The 24,746-nt window shown below is 71.2% G+C and carries 24 protein-coding genes and 1 pseudogene; 13 read left to right on the top strand and 12 right to left on the bottom strand.

Translation table 11 applies throughout. The features are described from left to right. Together AB0J64_RS43230 and AB0J64_RS43225 are read right to left on the bottom strand one after the other, a co-directional pair. On the bottom strand, positions 1-839 hold an 839-nt coding region (locus tag AB0J64_RS43230; RefSeq protein WP_364041283.1), incomplete at its 3' end, for a BTAD domain-containing putative transcriptional regulator. A 94-nt stretch (positions 840-933) separates the two neighbouring features. Beyond that, positions 934-1,467: an NAD(P)H-dependent oxidoreductase gene (locus tag AB0J64_RS43225; protein ID WP_364041281.1), complete on the bottom strand. Its 534-nt coding sequence runs from the start codon at positions 1,465-1,467 to the stop codon at positions 934-936. Positions 1,468-1,575: 108 nt separating this feature from the next. Between AB0J64_RS43225 and AB0J64_RS43220 the strand changes: the two genes are divergently transcribed. Next, entirely contained in the window at positions 1,576-2,526 is a 951-nt protein-coding gene (locus AB0J64_RS43220) for an aldo/keto reductase (RefSeq protein ID WP_364041279.1), read from the top strand. 60 nt (positions 2,527-2,586) lie between these two features. Here the strand turns inward: AB0J64_RS43220 and AB0J64_RS43215 are convergent, their stop codons facing one another. After that, positions 2,587-3,516 carry an acyl-ACP desaturase gene (locus AB0J64_RS43215; RefSeq protein ID WP_364041277.1) on the bottom strand — a complete coding sequence of 310 codons (930 nt, stop codon included), beginning with the start codon at positions 3,514-3,516 and terminating at the stop codon, positions 2,587-2,589. Positions 3,517-3,593: 77 nt separating this feature from the next. Here AB0J64_RS43215 and AB0J64_RS43210 point away from each other — a divergent pair, with 77 nt between their 5' ends. Further along, positions 3,594-4,034, top strand: a complete 441-nt coding sequence (locus AB0J64_RS43210; RefSeq protein WP_364041275.1) for an NUDIX hydrolase — start codon at positions 3,594-3,596, stop codon at positions 4,032-4,034. Between the two features lie 9 nt (positions 4,035-4,043). Here AB0J64_RS43210 and arfB read toward each other — a convergent pair. After that, positions 4,044-4,430, bottom strand: a pseudogene (arfB, locus tag AB0J64_RS43205) (alternative ribosome rescue aminoacyl-tRNA hydrolase ArfB); the annotation flags it as partial. Between the two features lie 154 nt (positions 4,431-4,584). Between arfB and AB0J64_RS43200 the strand changes: the two are divergent. Next, positions 4,585-5,361, top strand: coding sequence for a hypothetical protein (locus AB0J64_RS43200; protein ID WP_364041273.1), 777 nt, complete (start codon positions 4,585-4,587; stop codon positions 5,359-5,361). A 27-nt stretch (positions 5,362-5,388) separates the two neighbouring features. Here AB0J64_RS43200 and AB0J64_RS43195 read toward each other — a convergent pair whose 3' ends face one another. Continuing rightward, positions 5,389-5,703 carry a helix-turn-helix transcriptional regulator gene (locus AB0J64_RS43195; protein WP_364041271.1) on the bottom strand — a complete coding sequence of 105 codons (315 nt, stop codon included), beginning with the start codon at positions 5,701-5,703 and terminating at the stop codon, positions 5,389-5,391. 135 nt (positions 5,704-5,838) lie between these two features. On the opposite strand from AB0J64_RS43195, the gene AB0J64_RS43190 reads away from it, so the two are divergent. From AB0J64_RS43190 to AB0J64_RS43180, 3 genes are all read left to right on the top strand, one after another. After that, positions 5,839-6,657, top strand: coding sequence for a hypothetical protein (locus tag AB0J64_RS43190; RefSeq protein ID WP_364041269.1), 819 nt, complete (start codon positions 5,839-5,841; stop codon positions 6,655-6,657). Then, a complete protein-coding gene (locus tag AB0J64_RS43185) occupies positions 6,654-7,241 on the top strand; it encodes an HAD family phosphatase (protein ID WP_364041267.1) in 588 nt (195 codons plus the stop codon). The genes AB0J64_RS43190 and AB0J64_RS43185 overlap by 4 nt, the downstream gene beginning before the upstream one ends. A gap of 102 nt (positions 7,242-7,343) precedes the next feature. Next, entirely contained in the window at positions 7,344-8,888 is a 1,545-nt protein-coding gene (locus AB0J64_RS43180) for an alkaline phosphatase D family protein (protein ID WP_364041265.1), read from the top strand. A gap of 260 nt (positions 8,889-9,148) precedes the next feature. On the opposite strand, the gene AB0J64_RS43175 is transcribed toward AB0J64_RS43180, so the two are convergent. Further along, entirely contained in the window at positions 9,149-10,768 is a 1,620-nt protein-coding gene (locus tag AB0J64_RS43175) for an efflux RND transporter periplasmic adaptor subunit (RefSeq protein WP_364041263.1), read from the bottom strand. A gap of 176 nt (positions 10,769-10,944) precedes the next feature. On the opposite strand from AB0J64_RS43175, the gene AB0J64_RS43170 reads away from it, so the two are divergent. From AB0J64_RS43170 to AB0J64_RS43145, 6 genes are read left to right on the top strand one after another with little or no spacing between them, the layout of a single operon-like run. After that, positions 10,945-12,051 carry an efflux RND transporter periplasmic adaptor subunit gene (locus AB0J64_RS43170; RefSeq protein WP_364041261.1) on the top strand — a complete coding sequence of 369 codons (1,107 nt, stop codon included), beginning with the start codon at positions 10,945-10,947 and terminating at the stop codon, positions 12,049-12,051. Then, positions 12,048-12,881, top strand: coding sequence for an ABC transporter ATP-binding protein (locus AB0J64_RS43165; RefSeq protein WP_364041259.1), 834 nt, complete (start codon positions 12,048-12,050; stop codon positions 12,879-12,881). Before AB0J64_RS43170 ends, AB0J64_RS43165 begins: the two co-directional genes overlap by 4 nt. Beyond that, entirely contained in the window at positions 12,878-14,125 is a 1,248-nt protein-coding gene (locus AB0J64_RS43160) for an ABC transporter permease (RefSeq protein ID WP_364041257.1), read from the top strand. The genes AB0J64_RS43165 and AB0J64_RS43160 overlap by 4 nt, the downstream gene beginning before the upstream one ends. A gap of 10 nt (positions 14,126-14,135) precedes the next feature. After that, positions 14,136-14,690 (top strand): hypothetical protein, encoded by a 555-nt coding sequence (locus AB0J64_RS43155; RefSeq protein ID WP_364041255.1) that lies wholly within the window; start codon positions 14,136-14,138, stop codon positions 14,688-14,690. Further along, positions 14,687-15,379, top strand: a complete 693-nt coding sequence (locus tag AB0J64_RS43150; RefSeq protein WP_344984812.1) for a response regulator transcription factor — start codon at positions 14,687-14,689, stop codon at positions 15,377-15,379. The genes AB0J64_RS43155 and AB0J64_RS43150 overlap by 4 nt, the downstream gene beginning before the upstream one ends. 8 nt (positions 15,380-15,387) lie before the next feature. Beyond that, a complete protein-coding gene (locus AB0J64_RS43145) occupies positions 15,388-16,896 on the top strand; it encodes a HAMP domain-containing sensor histidine kinase (RefSeq protein WP_364041253.1) in 1,509 nt (502 codons plus the stop codon). A 5-nt stretch (positions 16,897-16,901) separates the two neighbouring features. Here AB0J64_RS43145 and AB0J64_RS43140 read toward each other — a convergent pair whose 3' ends face one another. After that, a complete protein-coding gene (locus AB0J64_RS43140) occupies positions 16,902-18,278 on the bottom strand; it encodes an FG-GAP and VCBS repeat-containing protein (RefSeq protein ID WP_364041251.1) in 1,377 nt (458 codons plus the stop codon). A gap of 120 nt (positions 18,279-18,398) precedes the next feature. Between AB0J64_RS43140 and AB0J64_RS43135 the strand changes: the two genes are divergently transcribed. Continuing rightward, positions 18,399-19,628, top strand: a complete 1,230-nt coding sequence (locus tag AB0J64_RS43135) for a cytochrome P450 (RefSeq protein ID WP_364041249.1) — start codon at positions 18,399-18,401, stop codon at positions 19,626-19,628. A gap of 72 nt (positions 19,629-19,700) precedes the next feature. Here the strand turns inward: AB0J64_RS43135 and AB0J64_RS43130 are convergent, their stop codons facing one another. The 5 genes from AB0J64_RS43130 to AB0J64_RS43110 form a co-directional block, all read right to left on the bottom strand. Further along, positions 19,701-21,113 carry an MFS transporter gene (locus AB0J64_RS43130; protein WP_364041247.1) on the bottom strand — a complete coding sequence of 471 codons (1,413 nt, stop codon included), beginning with the start codon at positions 21,111-21,113 and terminating at the stop codon, positions 19,701-19,703. Beyond that, a complete protein-coding gene (locus AB0J64_RS43125; RefSeq protein ID WP_364041245.1) occupies positions 21,110-21,715 on the bottom strand; it encodes a TetR/AcrR family transcriptional regulator in 606 nt (201 codons plus the stop codon). The genes AB0J64_RS43130 and AB0J64_RS43125 overlap by 4 nt, the downstream gene beginning before the upstream one ends. A 70-nt stretch (positions 21,716-21,785) precedes the next feature. Beyond that, positions 21,786-22,427 carry a biliverdin-producing heme oxygenase gene (locus tag AB0J64_RS43120; RefSeq protein ID WP_364041243.1) on the bottom strand — a complete coding sequence of 214 codons (642 nt, stop codon included), beginning with the start codon at positions 22,425-22,427 and terminating at the stop codon, positions 21,786-21,788. Between the two features lie 138 nt (positions 22,428-22,565). Further along, positions 22,566-23,927, bottom strand: a complete 1,362-nt coding sequence (locus AB0J64_RS43115) for a phenylacetate--CoA ligase family protein (protein WP_364041241.1) — start codon at positions 23,925-23,927, stop codon at positions 22,566-22,568. Positions 23,928-23,997: 70 nt separating this feature from the next. Continuing rightward, entirely contained in the window at positions 23,998-24,654 is a 657-nt protein-coding gene (locus tag AB0J64_RS43110; RefSeq protein WP_364041239.1) for a response regulator transcription factor, read from the bottom strand. Between the last annotated feature and the right edge of the window lie 92 nt (positions 24,655-24,746).

Here is a 24,746-nt window from a genome sequence, read left to right as displayed (position 1 = left end):
CTCTCGTGCTCCGGCGATGCGGATGTGATCGCGTGCCATGCGGTGAAGCTAGGCCGGGTTGTGGTCAGATCATGGCCACAATGTGCGAACCTGGCCAGGCGGGCGGGCCCTCGTGCGGGCCCTGTGGTGTCGTCGCACCGCAGCAGCCTGCGATGGAGGTGGCGCAGCGCCGTACCCGGCTCGACGCCCAGTTCCTCGGCGAGCGTGCGGCGTACCTGGGCGAAGTGCGCCAGTGCCTCGGCGGTCCGCCCCCCGGCGTGCAGCGCCTCGATCAGCGCGGCCGCCACCGCTTCGTCGAGCGGGTACTCCTCGGCCAGCGGCGACAGCGCCGTCTCCGCGGCCACGGGGTCGTGGCCGGTCACGAGCCGCGCCCAGCGCAGGAGAATCTCCCTGCGTTCGTCGCGCAGCCGGTGGCGGGCCCGTTCCGCCCATTCGCCGGGAAGCCCGGTCAGCGGATCTCCGCGCCACAGCGCCAGTGCCTCGCCCAGCGGCGGCCCCGGGTCCGGCCCGGCCGCCGCCAGATCAGCGAGGCCGCGGAACCTGGACACGTCCACGGCGAATTCGTCCACGTCGAGCAGATAGCCCCCGACCCGGCGGACGACGGCGCCGTCGTCGGCGAGCACGTCGCGGCGGATCCGCGTGATGATCGTGTGGAGGGTGTGCCGCGCGCCGGCCGGCACCCGATCACCCCAGACCCGGGCGAGGAGCGAATCGACGGAGACGACCCGGCCGACCTCCCACGCGAGCGCGGCCAGCGCGAGCGCGACCTGCGGCGGCCGCACGCCCCGGACCTGCCCAGAACGCTCGACCTCCACCGGGCCGAGTAACCGGATCAGCACGACGGTCCACCTCCCTGCCTAGGGATCTTCGAGCGTAACGAGACCGTGGGGGCAGGCGGTACGCCGTCGCCGGGCGAGACCGTGCGTGATCGGGTCAGAGGAGCAGCGCGGGCTCCATGACCTCGGCCGGACAGAGCCGGCCGATCACCGCGCGCACCTGCGCGCGCAGGGCGGGATCCGCGAGGTGGCCGTCCTCGTCGAAGTGGCGGCAGGCGGGAGAGATCACCAGCTCCTCCCCCATCACCACGGCGCCCGCCGCCTGCAGGCGCTTGTACAGCTCGGCCTGCGCCCACATGGCGCCGCACGCTCGGGCGCTCGCGCTGATCACCGCCACGTGCTTGCCCGACAGCCCGTCCCGCGCCGACATCCACTCCAGCGCGTACGTCAGCTCCACCGGCAGCAGGCTGTGCTCGGGAGCCGTCAGCAGCACCGCGTCGGACGCGGCCACCAGCCGGATGAGCTCCCGTGCGGAAGCCGGCACGGGACCGCGCGCGTACGGCGGGATCTCGCCCAGCCCGGACCACACCGAGAAACCGACGCCCTTGGGCAGCTCGCCGCCCGCTGCTTCCAGCAGCCTGTTGATGAAAGACCCCGCGTGGAGGCCGGCGGCAATCCCGATGATTTTCACCCTCTGCTCCCAAGGGGTTCCGGTTTTCGGGAAACCTGCCCGATGCCTGGGATGTCCAAGACCAGCTCCCGGTCAAGAGGCGCACACGCTATGCCGCATGATGAGCCGATGGATCACATACGGGTGGGTTCGTCAGGGCTGAAGGTGTCGGCGATCGGGCTGGGCATGATGTCCTATGGGGATCCGGCGCAAGCGCCGTGGTTCCTGCCCGAGGACAGGGCGGAGCCGATCGTGCGGCGGGCCGTCGAGGGCGGGGTGACGCTCTTCGACACCGCGGACATGTACTCGTCCGGGGTGAGCGAGGAGATCACCGGGAGGCTGCTGCGGAAGCTGTTCGCCAGGCGCGAGGAGTACGTGCTGGCCACGAAGGTCTGCTTCCCCATGGGGCCGGGGCCGAATGATCGCGGGCTGTCACGCAAGCACGTGCTCGCGTCGGTGGACGCCTCGCTGCGGCGGCTCGGCACCGACTACATCGATCTCTACCAGGTGCACCGCTGGGACGCGGAGACCCCCGTCGAGGAGACGATGACGGCGCTGGACGACGCCGTGCGGGCCGGCAAGGTGCGTCATCTCGGGGCCTCGCTCATGTACGGCTGGCAGCTGGCCAAGATGCAGCACGCCGCGCGGCGGGCGGGCGGGGCCCTGTTCGTGTCCATGCAGACGCGTTACAACCTGGCCTACCGGGAGGAGGAGCGCGAGGTCATCCCGTACTGCGCCGACGCTGGTCTCGGCGTGCTGGCCTACAGTCCGCTGGCGCGCGGACTGCTCGCCGGGCGGACGGGCGGCGGCACGGTGCGGGCCGAGCACGAGGCGCGGGCGCCGGAGAGCGAGGCGGTCGTGGAGGCGCTGCGCGCGGTGGCCGAGGGGCGCGGCGTGCCGCCCGCCCAGGTGGCGCTGGCCTGGCTGCTCGGCAAGGGGAGCGTGCCCCTGGTCGGCGCCACCAAGTCGCACCACCTCGACGACGCGCTGGCCGCCGCCGAGCTCCGGCTCACCCCCGGCGAGAGCGCCGCGCTGGAGGCGCCGTACCGGCCGCGGGAGCCGTTCGGGTACGCGTGGTGATCGTCTGAGGAGGGTGGTGGAGCCCAGGGCCGCCGGGGGAGAGGCGGCCCTTCGCGACGGTCAGCGTGCGGCCGCGGCGCGTGCCCGGCGCTCCTCGCGGCGCTCGACGAACCGGGCGGCCGTGGCCTCGGTCTTGGCCAGGAACGCGGACAGCTCCTCGCGGGCCTGCTCGCCGCCTGCGTCCAGCCCCGTCTTGTCGAACACGGCCCACTGCTTGAGCACCGGCATCAGCACGTCGTCCAGGTGGAGCCGGAGGTCGTAGATGCCCTCGTTCGCGATGATCATGGCCTTGCGGGCGAATCCGTCGATGCCCGTGCCCGGCATCTGGAACGTCGTGACGACGTCCGTCACCGCGCGCATGGTCTGGCTGGGGTCGAGCTCGAAGGCCGCCTTGAGCAGGTTGCGGTAGAAGAGCATGTGCAGGTTCTCGTCGGCGGCGATCCTGGCGAGCAGCCGCTCACAGCCCTCGTCGCCGGAGGCCCTGCCGGTGTTGCGGTGCGCGATGCGGGTGGCCAGCTCCTGGAAGGAGACGTACGCGAGCTGCTCGAGCATGGTGCCGTAATCGGAGGTGAAGCCGTTGGCCATGTGGTGCATGCGCGCACGCTCGAGCGCCACGGGGTCGACGGCGCGGGTGACCGTGAGATAGTCGCGGAGGGCGGTGCCGTGACGGTCCTCCTCGGCCGTCCACCGGTGCACCCAGGTGCCCCAGGCGCCGTCGCGGCCGAACGTGCTGGCGATCTCGTGGTGGTAGCTGGGCAGGTTGTCCTCGGTGAGGAGGTTGACGATGAGTGAGACCCGAGCCGCCTCGGGGATCTTCGAGTCGCCTTCCTGCCACGCCTCGCCCCCGTAGATGCCGTCGAAGTCGCGGCCCTCGCTCCACGGGATGTACTCGTGCGGGAACCACTCCTTGGCCATCTTCTCGTGGCGGTCGAGCTCCACGGCCACGACGGGCTCAAGCTCGTGCAGCAGCTCCGTCTGAGTCATCGCCATAAAAGATCTTCTCCTTCAGGTTACGGTACCGTAGGTTAGGCTACCGGAAGGACATACCGGTCAAATAGGGTGTCCGTATGCGACCCAGTGTCCGCGGTGTCCTGCTCGACCACAACGAACGGCTGGTGCTCTTCCGGCGTACGGTGCCTGGACGTGACATCTACTGGAGCATCCCCGGTGGACACGTGGAGCCCGAAGACGACACGCTGGAGCACACCCTGCACAGGGAGATGCTCGAGGAACTGGGCGCCACGGTGTCGTCGGTGACGCCTCTGGTCACGGTCTCGTACCCGTGGCAGGGCGAGGTGAAGACGCAGCACGTTTACGGCTGCCGCCTGGTGTCGATGGATCCGGCGCTGCGGCACGGGCCCGAGTTCGAGGATCCGTCGAGGGGCCTGTACGAGGTGGAGCGCGTACGGCTGGACCGGTCGGAGATCACCTCACGCCATCTGATCCCCGAGGCGGTGGCGGGCTACCTGTCCGAGAACGTCACCGCCCTGCCCCGCCTGATCGCCTAGGTCCGCTCCTCAGGGCTCGCGGCGCAGGCGCTTCAGGTCGGAGCGCTGCTTCTTGGCGGCGATGCGGCGCTCGACGGCGCCGCGGCTGGGCTTGGTCGGGCGGCGGCGCCTCGGCGGCGGGGCGATGGCCTCGCGCAGGCGCTGCGCCAGCCGGTGCGCCGCGGCCTCCCTGTTGCGCAGCTGGGAGCGGTATTCGGAGGCGGCGATCGTGATCGTGGAGGCGCCCAGCCGCTCGAGCGCCCTGGCCTTCAGCGCGGGCGGCAGCGCGGTGGTCGCGGCCACGTCGAAGGTGAGCTCCACGCGGCTGTCCGTGGTGTTGACGCCCTGGCCCCCGGGGCCCGACGAACGTGAGAAACGCCAGACGAGCTCGGCGTCGGGAATGACGACCGAGTCGTTGACGACCAGCGGGCCGGGCATGGCTGGCTCCTGTTCTCCTTCTGCAAACGGGTGTAACCGTATATGAGGGACATATGCCACCCGCAACGGCATTTTCAATCACTGCCGTCACTGCGAATATGGAGGGAACGTCCCGCAGGAGAGGCGAAATTCCATGCAGCCACCCTCGGCCGCGCAGGTCGGCCTGACCGTGGCATTGGCCATTGTTTCCGCTGTCGGATTTCTGCTCCTGCGATGTCAGGGCAAGGGGCGTCCGTTCGGGCCGGCGGGGCGGTGGCTGGCGATCGCCATCACCACGCTGACGGGCGGCCTGTCGGCCGGGGTCGCGCTGGTGAGCGGGATGGTCCTGAGCGAGAACCTCGCCACGGTGCTGGGCGCCGTCGCGCCGAGCGGGCTCTGGCTGAGCCAGATGCGGGGCCAGGAGGACGAGCGGCGCTCGCTGGCGCGGGAGGCGGCGACGTTCTGGCTGGTGTCGCTGCTGGCCCGGCTCGACCAGGCGATGGCCGAGGACCAGCGGATCTGGTGCGAGAAACGGGTGGACGACTCCTGGAACGTCTACGAGCTCAGCCTGGCCGCCAACCGCTACCACGCGCGGATCGCCGAGCGGCTCTCACCGGAGGAGCGCAGGCGGGAGCGGATACACGCCAGGCTGGACGCGATCGAGCGGCGGCTGGACGTGGCGGCGCTGGTGGAGGACGGGGCTTCGCGCTCGAAGGTCGTCACGGCCCTGAACGGGTCGCGCCACACGCGGCTGGCCAGGTACGAGCGGTATCTGAACGACCTGACGCGGCTGCACGGCGTGCTCAGGCACGACGCGGAGGCCGAGGTGCTGCGGCTGCTGGCGGCGGCCTACCGTGCCGGCTACCGGTCGCTGCCGGCGTTCGTGCCGCACACCATGGACCGGCGCGACGCCGGGGTGCGTACGAGATGAGGCCACGAGATGAGGCGGGGCGCGGCGTCAGCCGGCGGGGTCGTGGAGCAGGATCTCCGAGCCCTCGGCGTCGCCCAGCGTGAACTCCAGGCGGGCGCCGAGCGCGCCCACGACGGTTTCGAGCGTGCGGAGCGTCAGGTTCTCGTCGCCGGACAGGATCTGGCTCACCCGGCCCGCGGAGACGCCCATCGACGCGGCCAGGTCGGCGCGGGAGATCTTGTGCTCCCGCATGTACCAGGTGATCTCGTCCACGACGTTCTGGGCGAGACCGCCCACCTCGTCGCGGGTGCTCCGGCGGAAGGCCATCTGGGTCTCGCTCTCGACGCTCAGCGACAGGCTCACCTACTGGTGTTCCCACTTTAGCTCTACCTAAATCTTTAGGCAAGCCTAAAGTTTTGGGGGGATGCGGGCCGATGGCGGATTGCAAGGGACGTGTGCCACCATCACGGCGAGAAGATCACGGGGTGGGGAGGCGCTGTGGCCGGGATCGTCGGCGTGCACGGGATCGGCAAGTACAACTACTACCTCGAGGCCGGGCGGTCCGCGGCCGGGGCGGCCGAGGCGATGCGGATCAAGTGGGACCGCTACCTGCACGTGGCGCTCGGGGGCGAGACGCGGGCGTACTTCAGTGAGATCGCCTATTTCGCGCACCACCTGCACGACGGGCGGCGCGGCGGGCGGGCGCCGAGGTCCGCGGCCATGGAGCGGCCGGCGCAGCAGGTGCTCGTCGCCTGGGCGCGGAACCGGGGCGTGGGCGAGCACGTCACGGGGGCGCTCAAGTCGTTCACCGGCTGGCTGCTGGACAGGCTGGACGGCAGGTCGGCGGCGTTCGCCAAGTTGTTCGCGCCGGAGGTGGCGGCCTACCTCACCGATGCGGACAAGCGCGAGAGGTGCCGGCAGGTCGTCGCCGACGTGATCAGGAAGAACCGGCCCGAGGTGGTGATCGCCCACTCGCTCGGCAGCGTCGTCACGTACGAGGCCCTCTGGGCGAACCCCGACCTCCAGATCGACCTCCTCATCACCCTCGGCAGCCCGCTCGGCATGCGCAACGTCATCTTCGAGCAGCTCCTGCCCGCCCCCATCAACGGCCGCGGCGAGCGCCCCGGAGGCGTCAGGCGCTGGGTGAATATCGCCGACAAGGACGACATCGCCGCCATCCCGCCCAACCTGGCCGTCAGCTTCACCGGCGTGGACGCCGAGGAGCTGGTCAACCTGGACTGGATCGACTTCCACACCGCCGAAAAGTATCTCGGCTGCCCGGCGCTGGACCCGCATCTGCGACCATTCCTGGCATGACGTGGATTGTCTTCGACTACGGCGGTGTCCTGTCCCTTCCCCAGCCCGAGTCCGACGCCGAGGCCATGGCGCGCGCGGTGGACGCGGACCCCGAGGACTTCAAGCGGGGCTACTGGGAGCACCGGCTCGAGTTCGACCGGGCGAGCCTGAGCCCGCCGGCCTACTGGTCGGCGGTGCTGGGCCGGCCCGTGACCCAGACCGAGGTCGCGCGCCTGGTCGCCATGGACGTCGCGAGCTGGGCGTACCCGAACGAGGGCACGGTCGCCCTGCTCGGCGAGCTGATCGCGGCGGGACGGAACGTGGCGCTGCTGTCCAACGCGCCCGTCTGCGTCGGCGACGGCCTGGACCAGCTGCCCTGGATCGCGGAGATCGGTCAGCGCTTCTACAGCGGCAGGATGGGCCTGGTCAAGCCCGACCGGGAGATCTACGACGAGCTCGTCCGCGCGCTGGACGCCGACCCGTCGAAGATCGTCTTCATCGACGACCGCGAGGAGAACGTCGAGGGCGCCGAGCGCGCGGGCCTGACGGGCGTGCACTTCACGGACGCGGCCGCGCTCCGCGGCGCGCTCTCAGCGGCCCTGTGAAGTAGCGCTGTGACAAGCCGGGGCCAGGACGACTGATGCTGTTCACCCGCGCTTGACTCGGCGGTCACGGCCGGGTCAGCGCGGGCGGACATACCTGTGAACGTGGACCGCAGAGCCTTCCTGACAGCGGCGACAGCCGGACTCCTCCTTCCTCAGACCGCCACCCCGGCGGCGGCCAGGACCCTCAGATCCGACCCCTTCACGCTGGGCGTGGCCTCCGGCGACCCCTCGGCCGACGGCTTCGTCCTGTGGACCAGGCTGGCCGTCGACCCGCTGGGCGGCGACGGCCGCGGCGGCATGCCGGCCCGCGACGTCGACGTGGACTGGCAGGTCTCGGCCGACGAGCGCTTCTCCACGATCGTCAGGTCGGGCACGGCCACGGCGAGGGCGCGCGACGCCCACAGCGTCCACGTCGAGCTGGACGGGCTGGAACCCGGGCGCGAGTACTTCTACCGGTTCAGGAGCGAGGGCCGCCTCTCGCCGGCGGGCCGTACCAGGACGACGCCCACCGGGGAGACTCCGCTCACGTTCGCGGTCGCGGCGTGCGCGCACTACGAGCACGGCTACTACACCGCCTATCGCCGCCTGGCCGAGCAGGAGCCGGACCTGGTCGTCTTCCTCGGCGACTACATGTACGAGTACGGCCCCAGCGGCTACACGGCGCTGGCCGGTCGCGTACGCACCCACACGCCCGGCAAGTGCGAGACGCTCGCCGACTACCGGCTGCGGCACGCCCAGTACAAGAGCGACCACGACCTGCAGGCCGCGCACCTCGTGGGGCCCTGGCTGATGTCGTTCGACGACCACGAGATCGAGAACAACTGGGCCGGCTCGGTCTCCAGCACGGGCGCGCCCGGCTTCACCAGGCGCAGGGCGCAGGCGTTCAGGGCGTACTACGAGAACATGCCGCTGCGCCGCGCCAGTCTCCAGGGGGCGGTGCTCAGGGTGAACCGGCGCATCTCCTGGGGTACCCTGGCCCGCTTCCACCTGCTGGACACCCGCCAGTTCCGCGACGACCAGGCCTGCCTGGACGGGGTACGGGCCGGCTGCGACGACCGGCTGGCGTCCGGGCGGACGCTGCTCGGGGCCGACCAGTGGCGCTGGCTGGAGAGCGGGCTGCGCGGCTCGACGACCCGCTGGAACCTGCTCGGGCAGCAGATCCTGATGGCGCAGCGCGACTACAAGGTCGGGCCGGGCCGCGAGGTGAACCTGGACTCGTGGGACGGGTACGCGGCCGAGCGCACGCGCCTGCTGGGATCGCTGGCCGGGACGTCGAACCCGGTGGTGCTGACCGGGGACGCGCACATGCACCACCTGGCGGAGCTCAAGACCGACTTCGACGACCCGGACTCGCCGGTGGTGGCCAAGGAGCTGGTGGCCTCGTCGATCGCGAGCGACGGTGACGGGTACCGGGACCGTACGTGGATCGCGGAGGCGCTCCAGGAGAACCCGCACATCTCGTTCATCGACCAGCGGCGTGGATACCTCATGGCGAAGCTGACCCGTGACGAGCTCTCGGTCGACTTCCGGACCTTGGACTACATCTCCCGTCGCGGCGCCCGCGCCAAGACCTCCCACCGCCTCACCCTGCCCGCGACGACCGGCGCCGCAGCCGCCGCCCAGGCGGGCGCTCCGCGCGCCGGCTGAACGGTTCCGCCGGTGCGCGTTGCCTGAACGTTCGCTGGGAACGGGCTGAGGATTCGCTCAACCGCCACGCCCGCGTGTTGCGCCCGCCTGCCGCGCTCGCCTGCCGCGCCCGCCTGCCGCGCCCGCCTGCCGCGCTCGCCTGCCACGCTCGCCTGCCACGCCCGTCGGAGGCGCTCGCCGGGGGCGGGTGGGCCCGGGCGTGCCGCACGCACGCCCGGGGCCCGAGGCCCGGCAGGAGGCGTGCCGGGCCGGTCCTGGGCTCAGGCGCCGGGCCAGCTCGCGTCCGGGAACTCGCCGGAGGTGGTGCCCGACATGACCACCTCCTCGCTCTCCTGCAGACCCGAGGTGACCTGCACGTACTGGTCGCCGCGCACCCCCGTGCGCACCGCCTTGGCCGAGTCGCGGCCGTCCGAGCGGACCGTGACCACCTGCGTGCCGTCCGACCGGGTGCGGACCGCGGCGGCGGGCACGTAGATCGCGTCCTTGGCCGAGCCCGTGGTGACCGTCACCGAGGCGGTCTGCCCGAGCATGAGACCCGTGGGCGGCTCGTCGAAGGCGAGGGTGACCGAGTAGCGGACGAGCTGGCCGTCCACCGTCGCGGTCGGCGCGATGGCCGTCACCGTTCCCTGGTAGCGCTCGCCGTTCCGGGTGGCCAGAGTGATCTGGGCCTTCTGACCGAGCTTGAGCCGGTTCACGTCGGACTCGGTGACCATGGCCTGGACCTGCAGCTCGTTGAGGTTCCCCAGGCTGATGAAGGTGCCGGTGCCCGCCGTGTCGCCGGGCGCGCCCGCCACCGACAGGACCGTGCCCGCCGCGGGGGCCACGATGCGGGTGGCCCGTACGGCGTCGGCCGCCTGCTCGAGCGCGGCCTCCGCGCGGTCCACGTTCGCGGCGGCCTGCTCCTCGCTGATCCCGCCGCCCTGCCCCGTGGAGCCCGTGTTACGGCTGCAGGAGCCCTGGGAGGACGGCCGGGAGCCGTTGGTCGGCCCACCGCTCGGCCTGGCGGTGGTTCTGCCGCTCGGCCTGCCGCTTGATCGGCCGCTTGGCTGGGCCGACGGCCTGCCGCTGCCCGTGGGCTTGCCGTTCGGCGACGGCTTCGCGCCGGTGGACGGCTTGCCGGAGGGTGTGCCGGTCGAGGAGGGAGGACCCCCCGGCTGGCTGGTCGCCCCGCCGCCAGGGATCTCGCCGCCGGGTGAGCCGCCGCCGGGTGAGCCGCCGGTGGGGGCGGCGGTGACGGTCTTGGTGACGGTGGCCGTCACGGTGACCGTGACCGTGGGCTGCGGCTCGGGGCCCGGATCGGTGGGCCCGGTGGTCGGCGTGGTGGTGGGGTGCGGCGTCGTGGTGGGGTGCGGGGTGGAGGTCGGCGCCGGGTCCACGTTCAGTGCGGACGGCGCCGTCGGCCCGAGCGCGGCGCCCGCCCCGCCGGTCGGCGCCGAGCCTCCGGTAGAGGCGGCGGCCGGTGTGGCGCCGGTCCCGGAGGGCGCGCAGGCCGCGGGTGTCGAGGCGGCCGGGGACGCGGCCTTCTCCTGGGCCTCGTCCAGGGCCTCCTCGGCCGCCGCCAGGTCGGCCTTGGCCGCCGTGTACGCCTCCTGAGCCCCCCGGCTGTCGATCCTGGCCAGCACCTGGCCCTTCTTCGCCTTGGTCCCGACCTTGACGTACACCTTGGTCAGCGTCCCGGAGGAGCCGAACGCCAGGTCTCTCCGCGAGCCGTCCACGGTGCTGCCCGCCGCGCTGACCGTGGCCGTGACCTGGCCGCGCTGCGCGGCGGCGAGCCGTACCTGGACAGTGGGCGGGGCGTCGTCGCGCAGCGCCAGCGCCAGGCCGCTCCCGGCCACGAGCACGGCAAGGGCGAGCCCGCCCAGCGCGATAGTCGGTCTCATGGCGGCCCATCCTGGCGGAGGAGGTTCGCGCCCGGCTGCGAGCAGCCTAAGAGTTACCTGAGTGCCCGTCGCGGCTGCGAGGTTGTCAGCGAACGTTCAGCTTGCTCGCGGCTCCGGCGCAGCATCATGTGCAAGGGTCACCGCCTGTGAAGGTGTCCACAAGGCGCAGAGCGCTGATGACCAACGGAGCACTGGCGGTGCTCCTGCTGGGCGGTGCTGTGCTCGCCTACTCCCAGCTCGGCACGGATCGGGCGGCCGGTGAGACGACCGTCAGGACCGTGACCGCGACCCGCGGCTCGGTGGTGGCCGCGGTGTCCGCGTCGGGCGCGGTGACGAGCTCCAAGTCCAGAGCGCTCTCCTTCGGCACGACGGGCACGGTCGAGAAGATCTACGTCAAGGCCGGCGACAAGGTGAGCAAGGGCGACATCCTGGCCAGGCTCGACGACGACGCCGCCCAGGAGAGCCTGTCGGCGGCCAAGGCCACGTACGACAGCGCCGTGGACGACGGGACCTCGACGGCCCAGCTCTACGCCTCCTACATCAAGGCCCGCAACGCCTACCGGGAGGCCCAGCGCACGGTGGCGGCCACGGTGCTGAAGGCCCCGTTCAAGGGCACGATCACGGCGGTGAACGGCTCGGTCGGCGGCGGCAGCTCCGGTTCGAGCTCGGGCTCCGGCTCCACCTCGGGCACGGGACAAGGACAGGGCGCAAGCTCGTCGTCCGGTACGGGCTCCAGCGGCTTCATCCAGATCGCCGACATCGGCAAGCTGCAGCTCGTGGGCTCCTTCACGGAGTCCGACACCGGCAAGCTCAAGCAGGGCCAGCAGGCCACGGTCACCTTCGACGCCCTGCCGGGGGTGACCGCGACGGGCAAGGTCACCCAGATCGATCCGGTCGCCTCCACCAGCAACAACGTCGTGCAGTACCCGGTCACGGTCACGTTCGCGAAGGTCCCGAGCCAGGTGCGGCTGGGCCAGACGGCCACCGTCGAGGTGGTGGTCGGCCAGGCCGACAACGTCGTCACCGTCCCCTCCACCGCCGTCTCCACCAGCGGCGGCCAGACCACGGTCACCCTGCTCCAGAACGGACGCCAGACCAGGACCCCGGTCGAGGTCGGCGTGCAGGGCACGAGCCTGACCGAGATCAAGTCGGGTGTGTCCGAGGGCGACCAGGTCGTGCCCCCGGTGACCACGACCGGCACCACAGGCGGCAACCTGCGCTTCGGCGGCGGCGGCGGATTCCCGGGTGGCGGCCCCGGCGGCGTGCCGGGAGGCGGGCGATGAGCGCCCCCTCAGCCGACACCCCCTCGACCGGCACCCCCTCGACCGCCGCCCCCTCGACCGCCGCCCCCTCGACCGCCGCCCCCTCGACCCGTGAGGCCCCGCCCGTCCTGCGCGTGCGGGACCTGATCAAGGAGTACGGCGAGGGCGACGCGAGGGTACGCGCCCTGCGCGGCGTCAACCTGGACGTCGAGCGCGGTGACTACGTCGCCATCATGGGCGCCTCCGGCTCCGGCAAGTCCACACTCATGAACATCCTGGGCTGCCTCGACATCCCGACCTCCGGCACGTACGAGATCGACGGCTCCGACGTGGGACGGCTGGACGAGCGCCAGCTCGCGATCCTGCGCAACCGCAGGGTCGGGTTCGTGTTCCAGTCGTTCAACCTGATCCCGCGCATGAGCGCGCTGGCCAACGTCGAGCTGCCGCTGGTCTACGGCGGCATCGGCCAGGCCGAGCGGCGCGCGCGGGCGCTGGCCGCGCTGGAGCAGGTCGGGCTGACCGACCGCGTGCACCACGAGCCGAACCAGCTCTCCGGCGGTCAGCAGCAGCGCGTGGCCGTGGCCAGGGCGCTGGTCACGGCGCCCGCGCTGCTGCTGGCCGACGAGCCGACCGGCAACCTCGACACCGCCTCCACGGGCGACGTCCTGGAGATCCTGGACCGGCTCAGCGCGTCCGGCCGCACGATCGTGCTCATCACCCACGAGAACGACGTGGCCGCGCACGCCAAGCGGGTGATCAGGCTGGTGGACGGCGAGATCGTGGAGGACCGCCGCCAGGCGCCGGTGGACGGCCCGCCGCCGCGTATGACAGAGAAGGCAGCGGCCAGGTGAACCAGCTCGAGATCCTCCGCTTCGCGCTGCGCGGCCTGCTGGCCAACAAGATGCGCAGCTCGCTGACCACGCTCGGCATCCTCATCGGCGTCGCCGCGGTCATCATGCTGGTCGCCGTCGGCGAGGGTTCCTCGCAGAGCATCCAGCGCAACATCCAGCGCCTCGGCGCCAACACCCTGACGATCTCCCCGCAGTTCTCGGGAGGCGGCGGTGGCGGCATGCGGGGCCAGGGCGGCGGCGGGAACACCGGCCCGCGTACCCAGGCCAGGCAGCTCAGCCTGGCCGACGCCAAGGCGCTGACGGACAAGACCCTGGCGCCCTCGGTCAGGAGCGTCTCGCCCGTCGTGACCGCCGCATCCTCGACCGCCGCGTACGGGGCCGCCAGCCACGCGATCTCGCAGTTCGTCGGCACCTACCCCAGCTACTTCGAGGCCGTGAACAAGCCCGTCGCCAAGGGCACCTACTTCTTCAACGACGACGTGCTGGCCGCCAGGAAGGTCGTGGTGCTCGGCCAGACCGTCGTGGAGGAGCTGTTCGGGACCGTCGATCCGATCGGCAAGCAGATCAGCGTGTCCGGCGTGCCGTTCACGGTCGTCGGCGTGCTGAAGGAGGCCGGGTCCACCGGCATGCAGGACGCCGACGACGTGGCCATCGCGCCGCTGCCCGCCGTACAGCAGAGCCTGAGCGGGTTCGGCTCGCTCAGCTCGGTCGTCGTCCAGGCGACCGGCGCGGACACCACGACGGCGGCGCAGTCCGAGGTCACGGCCATCCTCAACCAGCGGCACGGCATCAAGAACGACAACGCCGACTACCGCATACTCAACCAGGCCACGCTGCAGGAGACCGTCAGCGCGGCGACCGGCACCTTCACCGTCCTGCTGGGCGCCGTGGCGGCGATCTCGCTGCTGGTGGGCGGCATCGGCATCACCAACATCATGCTGGTGACCGTCACGGAGCGCACGCGCGAGATCGGCATCCGCAAGGCGATCGGCGCGCCCAGGAGCGCGATCCTGGGCCAGTTCCTGCTGGAGGCCACGCTGCTGAGCCTGGTCGGCGGGCTGTCCGGGGTACTGGTGGCGTTCATCGGGACCAGGTTCACCGTCGCCGGCATCGAACCCGTCCTCGTGCCGTCATCGGTGGCGCTGGCGCTGGGCGTGTCGGTGGGGATCGGGCTGTTCTTCGGGAGTTACCCCGCCAACAGGGCGGCCAAGCTGCGGCCGATCCAGGCCCTGCGCCACGAGTAAGGAGAATGACATGGCCCAGCTCGACTCCTCACCCTTCCCCGACGACCTGGGAGAGGAGCTTGCCGTCCAGCCCAGCAGGGGCCCGTCGAAGCTCACGCTGGCGCTGGCCGCCGGCGTGGTGCTCGTGGCGGGCATCCTCATCGGCATCCAGGCGCAGAGCCTGTTCGGCTCCTCCTCCGCGTCCGTCGCCGGCGGGCAGCGCCCCGGCGCAGGCGGGTACGGCGCGCAGCAAGGGTACGCTCAGCCGCCAGGAGGCTTCGGCCAGCAGCGCAACGGGTTCGGGCAGCCCCCGGGCTACGGCGGCGGCCAGCGGATGGGCGGCGGGGGAGGTACGGTGGGCACCGTCCAGAAGGTCGAGGGCGGCAAGATCTATGTCAAGACCATGGACGGCTCCACCGTCACGGTCACCGTGAACGACCAGACCACCGTCCAGATCTCCAAGCCGGGCAAGGTGTCCGACCTGCAGACCGGCACCTCGGTCGTGGTACGCGGCCGGCAGGGCGGTGACGGCTCGGTGGCGGCCACCTCGATCACCCAGGGTGCCCAGGGAGGAGGCCCTCGATGAGCGAGCCCGAGGCCAGGCTGCTGGTGGTGGACGACGAGCCCAACATCAGGGAGCTGTTCTCGGCCAGCCTGCGCATGGCGGGGTTCGAGGTGCTGACCGCGGCCGACGGCATGGAGGCGCTTCGGGTCGCTGAGGAGAGCTCGCCTGACCTGGTGATGCTCGACGTCATGCTGCCCGACCTGGACGGCCTGGCGGTCGCGGGCAGGCTGCGGTCCCGCGGCCGCCGGGTCCCCGTGCTCTTCGTGACCGCCAAGGACACGCCGGAGGACCGGATCGCGGGGCTGGGGCTGGGCGAGGACTACGTGACCAAGCCGTTCAGCCTGGAGGAGGTCATCGCCAGGATCCGGGCGGTGCTGCGCAGGACCCGCCGCGGCGCGCCGCCGCCCAACCGGATGCGGGTGGCCGATCTGGAGCTCGACGAGGAGAGCCACGAGGTGTGGCGCGACGGCATTCCGATCAAGCTGTCGCCGACGGAGTTCAGGCTGCTGCGGTACTTCATGCTCAACGTGGGCCGGGTGCTGTCGAAGACGCAGATCCTCGACCACGTGTGGAACGGCGACTGGCGCACCGACGTCGGCCTGGTCGAGTCGTACGTCTCCTACCTGCGGCGCAAGGTGGACACCGGGGAGCGCAAGTACCTGCACACGCTGCGCGGAGTCGGCTACATCCTGCGCCCGCCCCGTATCTGAGCCCGTAGATGAGCACGCTCTTGACCAGGGTCGCCCGGCTGCGGAAATACCTCGCCAGGGCCCCGCTCTGGCTCCGCCTCGTCTCCGCCACGCTCCTGCTGGTCACCCTCGCCATCACCCTCACCGGCGGGTTCGCCGTGCGGCTGCTGCGCGGCTACCTCGTCGAGCGCGTGGACCAGCAGCTGATCTCGGCCACCCGCCCGCTCCGCGACCCGCCCCCGATGGCCGAGCAGCCCCGCCCCGGCGGGCGCCCGCAGCGCTTCTTCGGCCTGTTCTACGCGGTGCTCCTGGACCCCTCCGGCACCCCGATCAGGACGCTCAGCGAGTCGACAGAGGAGCACACGCCCGCCCTGCCCAAGCTCGACCTCCTCAAGGTCGTCGCCCTCAACGGCCGCCCTTTCACCGTCGAGTCGCTCGGGACCGGGGGCCCGAGCTGGCGCGTGGTCGCCGTGCCGGGCCGCGACGGCCAGAGCCGGGTGATCGCCGTCAACCTGAGCGAGGTGGACGCCACGGTCTCCCAGCTCGTCCTGATCGTCGCGGTCGCCGGCGGCGGCACGCTGGTGGTGCTCGGGTTCGCCTGCTACTGGCTGGTACGCCGCAGCCTGCGCCCGCTCCGCGAGATCGCGCGTACGGCCAAGGACATCGCGGGCGGCGACCTGTCGCGCCGCGTGCCCCTCTGGGCGGGCACCACCGAGGTCGGCAAGCTCGGCCGTTCGCTCAACAGCATGCTCGCCCAGATCGAGGTGGCGGTGGGCGAGCGGGAGGCGGCGGCCGAGTCCGCCCGCCGGTCCGCCACGGCGGCCAGGCGGTCGGAGGAGCTGATGCGCCGGTTCATGGCCGACGCCTCGCACGAGCTGCGCACGCCGCTGACCTCGATCAGGGGGTTCGCGGAGCTGTACCGGCTGGGGAAGGAGAAAGACCTGGCCGAGGCCGTACGGCTGCTGAGCCGCATCGAGGGGCAGGCGGCGCGCATGGGGCTGCTCGTGGAGGACATGCTGCTGCTGGCCCGGCTCGACCAGCGGCGGGAGCTGGCGATGCGGCCCGTGGACCTGCTCAGTCTCGCGGCCACCGTGGTGATCGACGCCCAGACGCTGGCGCCGGACCGGAAGATCGAGCTGGTGCGGCTCTTCGGTGGCGAGGGGGACGTGATCGTGACGGGCGACGAGTCGCGGCTCGGGCAGGTACTCAACAACCTCGTCACCAACGCGCTCACCCACACGCCGCCCGGCACGCCCTTCCAGGTGCGGGTCGGGCTGGACGGCGACCAGGCCGTGGTGGAGGTGGCTGACGAAGGGCCCGGGTTCCCGGCGGAGGTGGCCGAGCGGGTGTTCGAGCGGTTCTACCGCGCCGACCCGGCCCGGAGCGCCGGCGGGTCGGGGCTGGGGCTGTCGATCGCGGCCACGCTGGTGGAGGCGCACGGCGGCATCGTGATGGCGGAGGGCGCGCCGGGCAAGGGAGCGCTGTTCAGGGTGATCCTGCCCGTCAACGGCGCCGCGTCCCGCCCTGATCCCGTCTGAGGACCTCAGCCGAAGGTGTAACCGTACAGGCCGCTGCCCTGGCTGAGCCGGCGCACCTTGCCCAGCTTCAGCCCCCGCTTCCGCGAGCCGGGCGCGTACATGACGAGCCCCTGGTCGGGGGCCGCCACCACCAGCCCGTAGAGCGGCCGCCGCCGGTCCAGCGGGTGGTAGCGCTCGCTGAGGGGCAGCGCGGTCAGTGCGGCGCCGAAGTCGCGGCCCTTCCCCTTGACCAGCAGGTTCCCCGCGCGGGTCAGCCCGCCGGACGCGCGCCCGGCCAGCACCTGGACCGCCTTCTCGCCGGGCACGCCGATCGCCAGCTCGTCGTTGCCGTCCCCGTTGAAGTCCCCGGCCGCCAAGGACGCCCCGAACCGGTCGTAGTACCGGGGCACGCCTTCCAGCGTGTTCTGCGACCACGCCTCGCTCTTGTGGGTGGTCAGGCCGCCGCGCGACCCGTACAGGACGTCCACGGTGCCGTCGCCGTAGTCCATGGCCCGCTGGTTCGCGCTGAGGCCCTCGCCGGGGACCCCGACGGCCAGGTCGGCGCGTCCGTCGCCGTTGAAGTCGCCCGTGGCCAGCGCGGCGCCGAACGCGTCCCACTTCTCGGAGGCCCCCTTGATGCCGGGGCTGCTCTGGGTGAGCTGCCGGGCCCGCTTCGCCCGTACGTCGATCACGGTCACCGAGCCCTGCCCGTCCAGCGTGACGCTGTCGGCGGGCGCGCCGACGACCAGCTCGTCCTTGCCGTCGCCGTCGAAGTCGCCGGTCGCCAGCGCCGCCCCCCACTGGTCGGTCACGTTCGCCGCCTGCCGCACCCACGATGTCTTCTGCGTGATCTGGTACGGCTTGCGCCCTTTCATCCAGTAGACGGTCACCGCCCCGCCCGACCGGTGGCTCGGCGCGCCCACGACCAGCTCGTCCCGGCCGTCCCCGTCGAGGTCCCCGGCGGCCAGCGACGCGCCGAACCGGTCGCTGGACGGCCTGGCCAGCGCCAGCTCTTTGCCCGGGACCAGGCCCTCGGCCGACCCGTTGAAGATCTGGACGACCCCGTTCCCGTCCCCGCCGGGCACGCGGGCGCCCGTGAACTCCTCCGACACGCCCACGGCCAGGTCGGCGCATTTGTCCCCGTTGAAGTCCCCTACGGCCAGAGCCGACCCGAACGAGTCGCCCGGCTCCGCCCCGGCCTGGGTGAGCTTCGCCTTCTTCCCGGACCCGTACATCACGGTCACCGACCCGGCCCGGGAGTCGTCGTAGGGGGCGGCCACGGCGAGGTCGGGCCGTCCGTCGCCGTCGAAGTCGAGGGGGTGCCCACCGCACGAGCGAGCCGCGGTGGGAGCCGTACCGGAAGTGAGCGGAAGAACCAGACACGCGGCGAGCAGCAGCTTCATACCGGAAGTAATGTCCACACAGGTCGAACCGTGCCTGAACGGCGCGAGAACGGCCCTGGAGATGCGGATGCACATCGGTTGCCCATGCCCAGGGGCATGGGAACGTGCCACGATGGTCGCGTGGACATCGACCTCGCGGACCTGGATTTCTGGCGGAGGCCGCTCAAAGAGCGGAATGAGGCGTTCGCCCGGCTCCGCCAGTTGGAGCATCCGGTGTTCTTCCCGGAGAAGAAGGTCCCCTTCCTCCGGTCAGGCAAGGGCTTCTACGCCCTCGTACGGCACGCGGACGTGGTCGAGGCCAGCCGCAGCGCCAAGATCTTCTCCAGCGAGCCGGCCGTGACCAACCCGGAGCCGCCCGGCTGGGTGAAGCAGGTGTTCGGGGAGTCGATGGTCAACATGGACGACCCGCGCCACGCCCGCCTGCGCAGGATCGTCACCCGCTCCTTCAGCCCGAAGATGCTGGCCGGCCTGCAGAGCGACATCGAGGCCGCCTGCGCCCGCATCGTGGACGACGTCGTCGAGCAGGGCCCGCGCGACTTCGTGGGCCAGGTGGCGGCCCGGCTGCCCATCCACGTCATCTGCGACATGCTGGACGTCCCGCAGGAGCTGCGGGAGAAGGTCCACCAGCACGCCGACATCTCCACCGCGTACACCGGCGTGCGCCCCAGCCTGGCGCGCAGCGTCCAGCTGGCCGGCCAGAACATGCTGGCCCTGCTCGCCCTGCAGCGCATGGTCATCAAGCTCGGCCACGAGCGCGTCGCCAGCCCCAAGGGTGACCTGGTGTCCCTGCTGGTCAACGCCAACGTCGACGGGGAGCGGCTGACCGACAAGGAGCTCGGCTCGTTCTTCGCCCTGCTGCTGGTCGCGGGCAACGAGACGGCCCGCAACACGATGGCCCACGGCATCAAGCTCCTCACCGACAACCCGGCGCAGCGCGAGCTGCTGATGAGCGACTTCGACGCGCACGTCAACGGCGCGATCGAGGAGATGGTCCGGTACGTGTCACCGATCATGCAGTTCAGGCGCACGGTCACCGAGGACTGCTCGCTGCGCGGGCTGGAGCTGAAGAAGGGGGACAAGGTCGTCCTCTTCTATGGTTCGGCCAACCGGGACGAGTCGGTCTTCCCGGACGCCGACACGTTCGACATCACCCGCGACACCAAGCCCCACGTCGGCTTCGGCGGCCCCGGCCCGCACTTCTGCCTCGGCGCCAACCTGGCCAGGCAGGAGCTGCGTACGATGTTCCGCGAGCTGCTGACCAGGCTGCCCGGCATCCGCGCGGTCGGCGAGCCCGAACTGCTCCTGTCGAACTTCGACAACAGCGTCCGCACCCAGGCCTTCACCTTCTAGCCCCACCGCCCCTGCCGCAGTCCCCGCCAGGCCACGCCGCTCGTGCCACGCCGCGCCTGCCGGACAGGTCCCCTAATCTTCGGCCGCGAGCACGTTCGTCCTGATGGTGAGGAACGTGATCAGCGCCGACACCACCATCATCCCCGCACTGATCAGCATCGCCATCCGGAACCCGGCGTCGAACACCGGCGGATTCCTGAACGCGTCGCCCACCAGCCCGACCAGCGGCGGCACCGCGGCGACGGCGAGCAGGCTGCCGGTGCGGGCCACGGCGTTGTTGACGCCGCTGGCCGTGCCCGCGTACCGCTCTTCGGCCGTGGCGAGGACGGTCGAGGTGAGCGGGGCGACCGCCGCCGACAGCCCCATCCCGAAAACGGTCACCGCGGGCAGGACGTCCAGCAGGTACGAGGCGCCCGGCCCGATCCTGCTCATCGCGATGAACCCGCAGCCCGCGAGCAGGATCCCGGTCGTCATCGGCAAGCGCGGCCCGCGCCGCTTGGCCACCTCGCCGGCCCGGCCCGACAGCAACAGCATCAGGATCGTCGTCGGCAGCATGGCCAGCCCCGCCGCGATGGGCCCGAAGCCGGACACCACCTGGAGCTGCACCACGAGCAGGAAGAACACCACGCCCATGGCCGCGTACATGATCAGCGTCACCACGTTCACGGCCGTGAACACGTGGTTGCGGAAGATCCCCACCGGCACCAGCGCGTCCGGCGACCTGCGGATCTCGATCACCACGAACGCCGCGCCCAGCACCACTCCGGCGATCAGCGGCACGGGCGCGCCCTTCTGGATCAGCCCGTACGTGATCCCGGCCAGCGCCAGCGCCGCCAGCACCGACCCGAGCACGTCGAACCGCCCCACCGCCTCCTCGTCCTTGCTCTCGGGCACGTGCCGCACGGTGACGAGCACGATGAGCAGCGCGAACGGCAGGTTGATCAGGAACGCCCAGCGCCACCCGGCCGTCTGCACCAGCCAGCCGCCCAGCAGCGGCCCGATCGCGGCGGCCACCCCGCCGAGGCCCGACCAGATCCCGACGGCCCGGGGACGGTCGTGTCGTACGAACGACGCCTGGATGATCGCCAGGGAGCCGGGCGTGAGCAGCGCCCCGCCGATGCCCTGCAAGGCCCTGGCCCCGATGAGGAACTCGATGTTCGGTGACAGGCCGCACAGGGCGGACGCGACGGCGAACCACACGGTGCCGATGACGAAGATCTTCCGCCGCCCGTAGCGGTCACCCAGGGATCCGCCCAGCAGGATCAGGCCGGCGAGGGTGAGGGTGTACGCGTTGATCGTCCACTGCAGGCCGTCCATGCCCGCGTCGAGCTCTTTGCCGAGGAACGGGAGCGCGACGTTGACCACGGTGCTGTCGAGCAGGGCCAGCCCGGAACCGAGCACCGTGGCGGCGAGGATCCAGCGGCCGCGGGCGGATTTGAGCTCGATGTGGCCGTCCCCGGGCATCACCGTTTCCTGGCCGGTCATACGGCGCCTTCCGTGCGCAGGGCCCGCAGCACGAACTCGGACACCAGCTCCGCGGCCCGGTCGACCGTCACGTCCCCGCTGATCAGCGGAACCCGCTCGGCGCCGATGACGGCGAGGATCATCCGGGCCGTGGCCCCCACCTCGATCACACGGAAGTCGCCGGACTCGACACCGCTGTCCAGGATGTCCACGAGGACGCGGTGCATGGGCGCGACGTGCTCGGCCAGCTGCTGGAAGGCGTCCGGGCCGAGAGCGGCGCCGAGATCGGCGGCCCCGGGGTGCGGATGGGCGAGCAGGCCCGCCAGCTGCAACCGTACGAACGCCCGCAACCGGTCGGCGGGGGAGGCGCTCTCCGGCAGCTCGCGTTCGTAGCTGTCGATGAAGTACTGGGTCACCCGCTCGGTGAACGCCAGCAGCAGGGCCGCCTTGTCCGGGAAGTAGTTGTACAGGACGGTCCGGGTGATGCCTGCCTCGCCGGCCACGTCCGTCATCGAGATGGCGTCGATACCGTGCATCCTGGACAGGCGGGAGACGGCCTGCAGGATGCGGTCGCGCGTCTGCGCGCGATGCTCGCCGATGGTGGCGGCCGAGATCCGGGGCATAGGCCCATGGTAGGTCTCTTCCGGCCGCTTCCATCCGATACCGGCCGTTCCGGGCTCCCGCCCGGATCGATCAGGCGGCCTGGCGGGTGTGGTGCAGCTCGGTGAGGACCTCGGTGTTGAGCTGGTAGGCCAGGCGGACCTCGCGGATGACGCGCTGCCGCTCGCGCTCGTCGAGCTCCAGCCCATCGAGGCGCGTGCGGTATTCGCTCTTGAACCGCGGCAGGCTGCCGAGCTCGTCGAAGATGTAGAAGTCGACGCCTCCGCCCTTGCCGTAGCCGTAGATCTTCTGCAGCTCCAGCCGGATGAACTGCCCGCCCGACAGGTCGCCCAGATAGCGCGTGTAGTGGTGCGCGATGTAACCGCCCGGCCAGTCGGCCACCTGCTGGATCCGCGCGACCAGCGTGCGCGTGGCCTTGGACGGCGCGATCCGGTGCTGCCAGCCCGGCCCGTAGATCGTCGCCAGGTCCCGCTCGAGCGCCCGCTCCCGATACAGCTCGGGGAAGACGAACCGGCCGGCCACCGGATGGCCGGCGAGCTGCCGCGACACCCCGTCGAGGGCGACGTACGCGAAGTAGTGCTGGGCCACCATCTCGCCGTACTCGTGCTCGCTCAACCGGCCGTCCATGAGCTCGGCGAGATAGCTCTCGGACTCGGCGGACTCGTGGTCGGCCCAGGTGGCGTTCCTCAGGATTTCGGAGAACGACGTGGTCACGGACTACCTCAACTCGCATGTACGTTTTATGACGAAGTGTCACAAACGTCGGCATCCTGCGTCAAGATGATGACGACACTATGTCATGAAAATCTGCCTTTCCGCTTTCGTACCCAGTAAACACCAAGTCAAGAGCGCCTAGCGGGTGTAGCGGTGCTTGGCGCCGGGTGGGAAATACTCGGGATCCCCGGTTTCCCGCAGGCGGATGAACGGCATCTGCTGCGAGGCGGGCACGTAGTTGGCGAACTCGCTGTTCAGCCGCAGCAACTGGGCCAGGATCGACTCGCCCACGGCCTGGGCCGTCCCGTCGGACGGCTTCTCGCCGGGTGCGAGCTCCACCGTGATCGTCAGATGCCGGTCGCGCTGAGCGTCCTCCACCACCTCCATGACGAACTTCCCCGTCACCGACCCGCTGACCTCGGGCTGCTCCAAACCGATGGCGATGTTCTCCGGGTAGACGTTCGCGCCGTAGTAGGACACCGTGAAGTGGGCGCGGCCGAAGACGTACACGAACGGCCGCTCCGGCCCCTTGGCCTCGGGCTCGAAGCCGTGCCGGCGGGCGAAGCCGAGCAGGTCGTCGTACGGCACCACACCGCCCTCGTCGGCGATGTGGTAGCGGATGAGTGGGATGCCGTTATCGCCGGAGAAGAGCAGCGTGCCCTGATGCTCCTCGAAGAACCGGACATCCGGGTCGTACTGCACAAGCGTCGGCAACCTGGATTCACCGAACAGCTCCCTGGCGATGTCCGGGCGGGCGGACAGGAAGCGCCGGAGCTCGACCGACAGCGGCGTCTCGTTGCCCAGGACGCCCGCGTCGGCGGTGCCGTACAGGGAGGCGATGCCCTTGACCGGGTCCGCGATCCCGGCCCGCTGCGCGACCAGGCTGCGCCACTCCTCGCTGAACACCTCTCCGGCCGTGACGAGCCTGATGTTCCAGTCCGCCCACGGGAGGTCCTCGGTGTCGATGACGTTCTTCAGGAACGGGGGATAGCCCAGGAGCACGACCTGGTCGAAGTGGGGCGCCAGCTCGGGGATGACCCGCAGGATCTCCCTCCGGTCGGTGCCCGGGGCGACCACGGTGATCGGGTAGCCGCGTTCGGCCAGGTGGCGGCAGCAGTTGACGGTGAACAGGCCGCCGACCCAGGTCCCGAGGGCGAAGCAGACGACGGCGAGGGTGCGGCGCTCGCGGGCGTCGAAGGAGTCCCTGAAGACCTCCTCGAACCGGGCCGCGATCACCCGCTCGTCGTCCGCCGAACGCGGCCAGAAGGACGGGACGCCGGTGGAGCCGGAGGACACGGCGATGATGTCCCCGATCACGCCGTTCCTGCACAGGTCGGGCAGGGGGTGGCGGCGGGTGTAGTTCTCCTTGGACGTCATCGGCACCCGTACGAAGTCCTGAAGCGTCGTGACGTCCTGCGGAGCGATGCGGTGCTCCGCCAGAAAGGCCTGGTAGGCGGGAACGGTCTGCGCCACCTGATGAAAGAGCTCAACCGGGTCCATCAGCCGAATGTACGGCGGAGGCTGGGGAAGGGGAACGGGACAGGCCGCCCGATGGGGGGCCGTCTCGAGGTCACTCGCCCGGGCGGACGAGGCCGGTCTCGTAGGCGAAGACGATCGCCTGGGCGCGGTCGCGCAGCCCGAGCTTCATCAGCACCCGCCCCACGTGCGTCTTGACCGTCTGTTCCGCCACGAACAGCTTCTCCGCGATCTCCTGGTTGGACAGCGCTTGGGCGATCAGCGTCAGCACCTCCGTCTCCCGCTCGGTCAGCTCGGCCAGTCGCGGCCCCGCCGTCGGACGGGGCCCGCCCAGCTTGGCGAACTCGTGGATGAGCCGCTTGGTGATCGCCGGAGCGATGAGCGCCTCCCCGGCTGCGACCACCCGCACCGCCTCCACCAGCTGCGCGGCGGAGGCGTCCTTGAGCAGGAATCCGCTGGCCCCCGCCCGCAGCGCCGCGTACACGTAGTCGTCGAGATCGAACGTCGTCAGGATGAGCACCTTCGGCCCGGTCTTGCGCGACAGGAGCTCCCTGGTCGCCTCCAGGCCGTTCATGACCGGCATGCGTACGTCCATGAGCACCACGTCCGGACTCAGCGCCGCCGCCCGCTCCACGGCCTCCCGCCCGTTGGCCGCCTCGCCCACGACCTCGATGTCCGGCTGCCCGCTCAGGAACACGGTGAATCCCGTGCGCACCATCCCCTGGTCATCGGCGATCAGAACCCGGATCAAGCCCTCTTCCTCTCCGCCGCCGGCCAACGGCGTCGCCCGCGCGTCATCATCTCGGTCGCCTGGCCTTCCTCGTCTGCGATCTGCGGGCGCGC

This window comes from Nonomuraea sp. NPDC049695 (assembly GCF_040674955.1).
Classification (GTDB): domain Bacteria; phylum Actinomycetota; class Actinomycetes; order Streptosporangiales; family Streptosporangiaceae; genus Nonomuraea; species Nonomuraea helvata.
Note: the sequence above shows the minus strand (reverse complement) of the source record. Positions and strands in the feature narration are given on the sequence as shown.